Below are 8,385 nucleotides of genomic sequence, written 5' to 3'. Positions count from 1 at the left end.
TTTTACAGTCCTTTCACAACGCTCAGATAAATTCAGAATGCTACGGTCGACCGGGGAAAACGGCCAAAATTGAAATGGCGTAACCGGAACTCGCCGATCAAATCAACCCGTATTTCTTGAGCTTGTCGTGCAGCGTCGTGCGGGCGATTTTGAGGGCTTCGCTGGTGCGGGCGATGTTGCCTTCCTGGCGGGTGAATTCGTCGGCGACGAGGCCGCGTTCGTAGTTTTCGACAGCTTCGGTCAGCGATTGGGCGGTGCCGCTGGCGGTGGCCATGGCGTCGCGGCCGATGCCGAGGGCGTGGCAGTCGGCGGCGTTGCGCAGTTCGCGGATGTTGCCTGGCCAGTCTTGCGCCATCAGGCGGCGCAGGTATTCGGAAGTGAGCGGTGGCGGCGGGCGGTTGTAGCGTTTGGCGGCGTGGAGCAGGAATTCGTCGTAGAGGGCTGGGATGTCTTCGCGCCGCTCGCGCAGCGGGGGCAGTTCGATGCGCACGACGTTGAGGCGGTAGTAGAGATCGGCACGGAATTTTCCGTGGTCGGAGAGCAGCTTGAGGTCATCCTTGCTGGCCGCGACGACGCGGCAGGAAACGGGGATTTGCTGGTTCGAGCCGAGGCGTTCGATGACCCTTTCCTGCAGGACGCGGAGCAGCTTGATCTGCATGTTGACCGGCATCGATTCGACTTCATCAAGAAACAGCGTGCCGCCGCTGGCGTATTCGATTTTGCCGATGCGGCGCTTTTGCGCGCCAGTGAAGGCGCCCGGCTCGTGGCCGAAGAGCTCGCTGTCGAGCAGGTTGTCGGACATGCCGCCGCAATTGAGCGCGACGTAGTTCTGCTGGCCGGGATGACTGAGGTCATGCAGGCAGCGGGCGACCATTTCCTTGCCGGTGCCGGTTTCGCCGAAGATCAGCACGTCGACGGCCGCTCCGGCGACGTCGAGGATTAGCTGGCGAACCCGGGCCATCTGCGGCGAGCGGCCGATCAGGCGGGATTCGAGGTTGTCGCGATGGTCGAGCCGGCGGCGCAGGGCGTCGACTTCGAGGACGAGTTCACGCTTTTCCAGCGCCCGGCGGACGACGTCGACCAGATCGCTGGTCGAGAACGGTTTCTGCATGAAATCGTAGGCGCCGCTGCGCATGGCTTCGACGGCCAGCGTGACGTCGCCGTGGCCGGTGATGATGATGACCGGCAGGTCGGCGTCGAGCTCGACGACCCAGCGCAACAGCGCCATGCCGTCGATGCCGGGCAGGCGCATGTCGGTGACGACGATGCCCGGGTAGCCGGCGCGCAGGCGGCGCTGCGCTTCTTCGGCCGAGCCCACGGCGTCAACGGTAATGCCGGCCAGTTGCATGGCCTGCTCGCAACCGAGGCGGACATTGGGGTCGTCTTCGACGAGCAGGACGGAGAGTTGGGGTTTCATGGTGAGACTTTCAATTTGGACGCATAGGCGCAGAGACGCGGAGAAAAACGGCAATCAAGGGAAAAATCCGTGCCACTCCGACGCCTGCCCGAAACCAGCGGGCAAGCCGTTGCCTCTCTCCGCGTCTCCGCGCCTCTGCGTCGAAAATGGCCTACGGGAATCATGACGTTATAGCCGCAGCAGGCACGGCCGGCAGCAGGATGACGAAACGGGCGCCGCCGCCGGGCGCCGGGCCGGCCAGCAGGTCGCCGCCGAAGTCGCGCAGGATGTCGCGCGAAATGGTCAGGCCAAGGCCGAGCCCTTCGCCCGGGTGTTTGGTGGTAAAGAACGGCTCGAACAGGTGCTCCAGCGCTTCTTCGGTGAAGCCGAAGCCGCTGTCGCTGACGGCCAGGGCAAGCTGGCCGGAACTGGCGCGGTCGGCGCTGAAGCTCAGGCGGCGTTCCGGCTCGTCAGCCATGGCGTCGATGGCGTTGCCGATCAGATTGACCAGCACCTGTTGCAGGCGGTTCTGGTCGCACCAGGCGATTGTTGATTTTGGGCCAAAATTCCGGTTGACCGTGACATTCATCTTTTTCAGCCGGGCGTCGAACAGGAACAGCGCCGCGTCGACCGCCTGCGCCACATCAACCGCCACCGAGACGGCCGGCGACTTGCGGGCGAAGGTTTTGAGCGGCGTGATGATGCCGCCGGCCTGCTCGGCGAGCTGGCCGACGATGCCGAGATTCTTCTCGGCCGTGGCGAGGTCGCCGCGATGCATGAATTCGACGGCATTGGCCGACAGCGTGCGGATGGCGCCAAGCGGTTGCGACAGCTCGTGGGTGATGCCGGTCGCCATCTGGCCGAGCACGGCGAGCTTGGCGGCCTGGACCAGTTCATCCTGGGCGGCACGCAGGGTCTGTTCGGCGCGCTGACGTTCGGCGACTTCGCGCTGCAGGCCGGTGACCGCTTCCGAGAGGTCGGCGGTGCGTGCCGCGACATTGCGTTCGAGTTCCTGATTGGCCTGTTCGAGCATGGCGCGCGCCTCCTCGCGACCGCGGGCGAGGCGCCGACGCTGGCTCAGGAAGAGCAGCCAGAGCAGGAAACAGCCGATGGCCGCAGCGGCCAGCGCGGCGTGGGTCGAGGCCTGGACGAAGACCGGGCGCAGGTTGGAAAAGACGACGATGCGCCAAGCCGTGCCGGGCAGGTGGCGGCTCAGGGCGAGGTAGGACTTGGCGCCTTGCAGCGGGCCGGGGTCGGTCTTGAGCTGGCGCGACAGGCGGACCACGGTGCCTTCCTGCGCGGCGTCGATGGCGATGTCGAGCGAGTTGACGCCGAGCGGCTGGCCGGCGAACTGCTCCTGGCTGATGCGCGCCAGCACGGCCGGGCTTTGCGGTTGCAGCGTGGCGTAGCGCCATTCGGGTGGCGAGGCGAGGAGCACGATGCCGTTGGCGTCGACGATCAGGGCCGGTGCCTCCTGACCGAGCCAGCGCCGCTCGAGTTCGTGCAGGCTGGATTTGACGACGGCGACGCCGATCACCTTCCAGTCCTGCATCTCGTCGCGGATGGGCAGCGCGAAGAAATAGCCCGGCTCCTTGCGCACGTTGTCCACCGCGTAGTGCCGGCCCGGCGTGCCGGCGACGGCGCCGCGAAACAGCGGAATGGTGGACAGATCGGCGCCGAGCAGGTTGTCGGAGAATATCCAGTCGCTCGAGGCGACCACCCGGCCGCTGGTGTCGAGCACGAAAATGGCCGGCCCACCGAGATGGTCGTTGAGTTTTTGCAGAAAACGGTTAGCCGGGGCGCGCAAGGCCTCCTGTCGCCCGGCCGGGGCGCGCAGCAGGGCGAGGACGTCCGGGTTCAGTTCGACGGCGCTGGGAATCGAGGCATGCCGCGTCACTTCGCTGTCGATGGCGGCGGCCAGGATGTCCAACTGGTGGCTGGCCTCGGCGCGCATCTGGCTGAAGCCCTGCTGCTCGGAAACCCGGTAGGCGAGCAGCGCGGTGACCACGATCAGGGCCAGCATGGCGGCCAGCACCAGCACGTGATGTGGCTTGGGCAAGGCAACCGGAATGGGCTGGCGGGTTTCGGGCATGGTCAGTCGGTAAGTAAGTGTTTCATATTAACTTGGCAACCCCTACCCCGTTCGGGCTGAGCCTGTCGAAGCCCCTGGATTCAAGCAAATTGCCCTTCGACAAGCTCAGGGCGAACGGAGTTGTGCAGCATCTTCAGATCCCGGCCATGAAACTGCGAATGCCCGAACCGACGAACTGGACGCCGATGCAAATGAGCAGGAAGCCGGTCAGCCGGGCGACGACATTGATGCCCTCGGCCCCCAGCCGGCGCGACGCCCAGCGCGCCGAACGGAGGACCAGCCAGATCAGCAGGCAGGTCGCGGCAATACTCGCCACCGTCGCCGCGTAGGCGGTCACCCGCCGCATGCCGCCCGACAATTCGGCGATTTCCGACGAAATGCCGATCACCGTGGCCAGCGCCCCCGGCCCGGCGATGCCCGGCATGGCCAGCGGAAAGAAAGCAAAGCTGCCGCTGCCGCCGACCAGCGCCGCATCGCTCGTGCCGAACAGCATGCGGTAGCCGATCAGCGCCACGGTCAGGCCGCCGGCGATGCGCAAGGCACCGAAGGAAATGCCGAAGGCTTCGAGAATGAAGACGCCGGCGAACAATCCCACGGTCAACAGCAAAAAACCGTAAAAACAGGCCTGCCGCGCTTCCCGCGAGGCAACGCCAAGCTCGACATCAGTCGCCAGCGTGAGGAAAACCGGGATCTTCGACAGCGGGTTGGTGATCGTCGCCAGGCTGACCAGTCCGCCGAGAAAGAAGCTGATCGCCAGCCGGTTCAGGCTATCGTCCATGCGCCGCTGACGCCAGGCGCTCAGTGGTGGAGGATCTTGGCGAGGAAGTGCTGCGCCCGTTCCGAACGCGGATTGGCAAAGAAGGTCTCCTTGCTGTCGTCCTCGACGATGGCGCCCTGGTCCATGAAGATCACGCGGTCGGCGACCCGTTTGGCGAAGCCCATTTCGTGCGTCACGCACATCATGGTCATGCCTTCCTGCGCCAGTTCGGTCATCACGTCGAGCACTTCATTGACCATTTCCGGGTCCAGCGCCGAGGTCGGCTCGTCGAACAGCATGCAGATCGGGTCCATGGCCAGTGCCCGGGCGATCGCCACGCGCTGCTGCTGGCCGCCCGACAGCTGGCCGGGAAACTTGTCAGCCTGCGCCTTGAGGCCGACGCGGTCGAGCAGCTTGAGGCCCTTGTCCATCGCCTCGTCGCGGCTGCGGCCGAGCACCTTGATCTGGGCGATGGCGAGGTTCTGGGTGATGCTCATGTGCGGGAACAGCTCGAAGTTCTGGAAGACCATGCCGACCTGGGCGCGCAGCTTGGACAGGTTGGTCTTCGGGTCGCCGACCGAAATGCCATTGACGACAATTTCGCCGGCCTGGAAGGGTTCGAGGCCATTGACGCACTTGATCAGCGTCGACTTGCCGGAGCCGGAAGGGCCGCAGACGACGATGACTTCGCCCTTGCTGACCGAGGTGGTGCAATCCTTGAGCACCTGGAAGCTGCCGTAATGCTTGCTGACGTTGGCAATCTTGATCATGGGATTCTCCTGGCGGCCATCAGGCCGGTTGGTATTTTTTCTGGAGGCGCTTCACGATCTGCGAAGCGGAGAAGCAGATGACGAAATAGACGGCACCGGCAAAGAGCAGCATTTCGACCAGCCGGCCGTCGCGGTCGCCGACCTTGTAGGCGGCGCCAAAGAAGTCGGCCAGGGCCGAGACATAGACCAGCGAGGTGTCCTGGAAGAGGATGATGGCCTGGGTCAGGAGCAGCGGCACCATGTTGCGGAAGGCCTGCGGCAGCACGACGAGGCGCATGGCCTGGGCGTAGTTCATGCCGAGCGCCGAGGCGGCCGAAATCTGGCCCTTCGGCACGCTCTGGATGCCGGCGCGGATGATCTCGGAGTAATAGGCCGCTTCGAACAGGGCAAAACCGGCCATGGCCGAAGACAAACGCAAGTCCGTCCCCTTCGGAATGTTGAACAGCTGCCCGACAAATTCCGGCACGATCAGGAAGAACCAGAGCAGCACCATGACCAGCGGCACGGCGCGGAACAGGTTGACGTAGCCGGCGGCAAACCACGACAGCGGCTTGACCGACGACAGCCGCATCATGGCCAGCAGGGTGCCCCAGACGATGCCGATAACCACCGCCTGGGCGGTGATGACCAGCGAAATCTTCATGCCGTCCCACAGGAAGGGCAAGGCGCCGGGGATGGAGGACCAGTCGAATTCGTAAGTCATTATTTGCCTCCGATGTAGCCGGGCACGGCGATGCGCTTTTCAAACTTGTGCATCAGGGTCATCACGGTGACGTTGATGATGATGTAGGACAGCGTGACGGCAATGAAGGACTCGTAGGGCTGCGCCGTGTAATCGACCAGCTGACGGCCCTGGGCAGCCAGTTCGAGGAGGCCGATGGTCGAGCAGACGGCGGAGTTCTTGAAGATGTTGAGGAATTCCGAGGTCAGCGGCGGTACAACCAGACGGAAGGCCATCGGCAACATCACGAAACGGTAGGTCTGGGCCAGCGTGAAACCGAGCGCCAGACCGGCGTTCTTCTGACCCCGGGGCAGCGAGTTGATGCCGGCCCGCACCTGCTCGGCGACGCGGGCGCTGGTGAACAGGCCGAGGCAGACCATCGAGGCAAGGAACTGCTGGAACACCGGATTGGACTGCTTGTAGGCATTGCCGATACTGGCCGGCAAGAGTTCCGGCAGCACGAAATACCAGATGAACAACTGCACGAGCAACGGCACGTTGCGGAACAGCTCGACATAAGCCGTGGCGATGCCGGCCAGCGTCTTGTTCGGCACGGTGCGCAGGACGCCGATCAGCGCCCCAAGCAGCAAAGCCATGACCCAGGCGGTCAAGGACAGCGCGATGGTCATTTTGAAGCCGGTGAACATCCAGCCCAGATAGGTGTCGTCCCCGCTCGCACTCGGCTGCAGGAAGACGCCCCAGTTCCATTGATAACCCATGATCCTCTCCTCAACGACTATCTTCCGTTCGCCCTGAGCCTGTCGAAGGGCAGTGCCCCGAAGGTTTCGACAGACCTGCCCTGAGCCAGGTCGAAGGACTCAGCCCGAACGGAGGCGGGGTTAATTTATATGGCCCCTCCCCGCCCGCGGGAGAAGGGCCGGGGAGACTTATTCGAACGCCTTGTCGTTCGGCGCCTTGAAGGCAGCCTTCATTTCATCGGACAGCGGCATGTTGAGGTTCAGGCCCTTGGGCGGAATCGGGCTCATGAACCATTTGCTGTAGATCTTCTCGGCGTCGCCCGAGGTCAGCGCCTTGGTCAACGCGGTATCGACCAGCTTCTTGAAGCCCGGGTCGTCCTTGCGCACCATGCAGCCGTAGGCTTCCTTCGACTGGGCGGTGCCGGTGACGATCCAGTCGCCCGGCTTCCTGGCCTTGGCCATTTCGCCGTAGAGCAGCGCGTCGTCCATCATGAAGGCGACGGCGCGGCCGGTCTCCAGGGTCAGGAAGGCTTCGCCGTGATCCTTGGCGGAGATGACTTTCATGCCCAGCTTCTTGTCTTCGTTCATCTTGCGGATCAGGCGCTCGGAGGTGGTGCCGGCGGTGGTCACCACATTCTTCCCGGCAAGATCGGCGAAGTCCTTGATGCCGGAAGTCTTCTTGGTCAGCAGCTTGGTGCCGATGACGAAAATGGTGGTCGAGAAACCGACCTGCTTCTGGCGTTCGAGGTTGTTGGTGGTCGAGCCGCACTCGATGTCGACCGTGCCGTTCTGGATCAGCGTGATCCGGTTGGCCGAGGTGACCGGCATCAGGCGGGTATCGACCTTGGCCAGCTTCAGTTCGCTCTTGATGCCATCGACGACCTTGAGCATCAATTCATGGGAGTAGCCGATGACCTGCTGCTTGTCGTCGTAATAGGAAAACGGAATCGACGATTCGCGATGACCCAGCGTGATACTGCCGGTTTCCTTGATCTTCTTCAGGGTGGCGGATTCCTGGGCGTGGGCCGGCAAGGCGGCAGCGGCGCTCAGGGCGGTGGCGAGAGCAGCAGCAATGGCAAATCGGTTCATGTCGTCTCCTGTTTTTTGAAAGGAACCGTGATCGGGCTCCGATGGCTATTACTATGCAGCGAGCGTGCCAGAAAAGCGATGAGCACCCCAAAGCGCAGGCGGCTGATTTTTCGACAGTTTTTTTAGCAGCCGATCAACAAGGTATCGGATTTCCGTCGCCACCCGAAAACAGCCATCGAAAATCCGACAGTCACATCAACCCTACGACCATAGAAACAACGGTTGGCCCCAGGACCATCAAAGCAACGGCTCGCCGTACGGTCGACACAAAAAAACCGCCAAAAATGGCGGTTTTTGGAGGGCTCGCAAACCGTTCAGTCAACCCGCGTATCGAGCCCCTGCTCGGCCAGTTCGGCAGCGCGCAGGACAGCGCGTGCCTTGTTCTGGGTCTCGACCCACTCCGAATGCGGATCTGAGTCGGCAACGATGCCGGCGCCAGCCTGAACGTAGAGCTGCTTGTTCTTGACGACGGCCGTGCGGATCGCGATGGCGATGTCCATGTCGCCATGGAAGCCAAGGTAGCCGACGGCGCCGGCGTAGATGCCGCGTTTGACTGGTTCCAGCTCGTCGATGATTTCCATCGCCCGCACCTTCGGGGCGCCGGAGACGGTGCCGGCCGGGAAGGTGGCCTTCAGCACGTCGAGCGCATCGAGCCCCGGTTGCAGGCGGCCTTCGACGTTGGAAACGATGTGCATGACGTGCGAGTAGCGCTCGACGATCATGTTTTCGGTGAGCTTGACCGTGCCGACCTTGGCGACGCGACCACAGTCGTTGCGGCCGAGGTCGAGCAGTTGCGTGTGTTCGGCGCGTTCCTTCTCGTCGGCCAGCAGTTCGGCGGCCAGTGCGGCATCTTCTTCCGGCG

The 8,385-nt window shown here is 63.4% G+C and carries 8 protein-coding genes; all 8 read right to left on the bottom strand.

The window, feature by feature from the left end; all coding sequences use genetic code 11:
* Positions 1-97: 97 nt before the first annotated feature.
* Positions 98-1,417, bottom strand: coding sequence for a sigma-54-dependent transcriptional regulator (locus ADADOO_RS16475; protein WP_511278598.1), 1,320 nt, complete (start codon positions 1,415-1,417; stop codon positions 98-100).
* Between the two features lie 160 nt (positions 1,418-1,577).
* On the bottom strand, positions 1,578-3,488 hold the full coding sequence (locus ADADOO_RS16470) for a sensor histidine kinase (RefSeq protein WP_511278597.1): 1,911 nt from the start codon (positions 3,486-3,488) through the stop codon (positions 1,578-1,580).
* Between the two features lie 133 nt (positions 3,489-3,621).
* Positions 3,622-4,266, bottom strand: coding sequence for a MarC family NAAT transporter (locus ADADOO_RS16465; RefSeq protein WP_511278596.1), 645 nt, complete (start codon positions 4,264-4,266; stop codon positions 3,622-3,624).
* A gap of 20 nt (positions 4,267-4,286) precedes the next feature.
* Entirely contained in the window at positions 4,287-5,015 is a 729-nt protein-coding gene (locus tag ADADOO_RS16460) for an amino acid ABC transporter ATP-binding protein (protein ID WP_511278595.1), read from the bottom strand.
* 19 nt (positions 5,016-5,034) lie between these two features.
* The gene (gltK, locus tag ADADOO_RS16455; RefSeq protein WP_511278594.1) at positions 5,035-5,718 is read right to left on the bottom strand and encodes a glutamate/aspartate ABC transporter permease GltK; all 684 of its coding nucleotides are present in this window, start codon (positions 5,716-5,718) and stop codon (positions 5,035-5,037) included.
* A complete protein-coding gene (locus ADADOO_RS16450) occupies positions 5,718-6,455 on the bottom strand; it encodes an amino acid ABC transporter permease (protein WP_511278593.1) in 738 nt (245 codons plus the stop codon). The genes gltK and ADADOO_RS16450 overlap by 1 nt, the downstream gene beginning before the upstream one ends.
* 168 nt (positions 6,456-6,623) lie before the next feature.
* A complete protein-coding gene (locus tag ADADOO_RS16445) occupies positions 6,624-7,523 on the bottom strand; it encodes a glutamate/aspartate ABC transporter substrate-binding protein (RefSeq protein ID WP_511278592.1) in 900 nt (299 codons plus the stop codon).
* Between the two features lie 314 nt (positions 7,524-7,837).
* On the bottom strand, positions 7,838-8,385 hold a 548-nt coding region (locus ADADOO_RS16440), incomplete at its 5' end, for an anthranilate synthase component I family protein (RefSeq protein ID WP_511278591.1).

The organism is Azonexus sp. (assembly GCF_036170495.1).
In the GTDB taxonomy this organism is placed as follows: Bacteria; Pseudomonadota; Gammaproteobacteria; order Burkholderiales; family Rhodocyclaceae; genus Azonexus.
The sequence above is the reverse complement of the archived record's forward strand: the minus strand, read 5'-3'. Positions and strand labels throughout refer to the sequence as shown.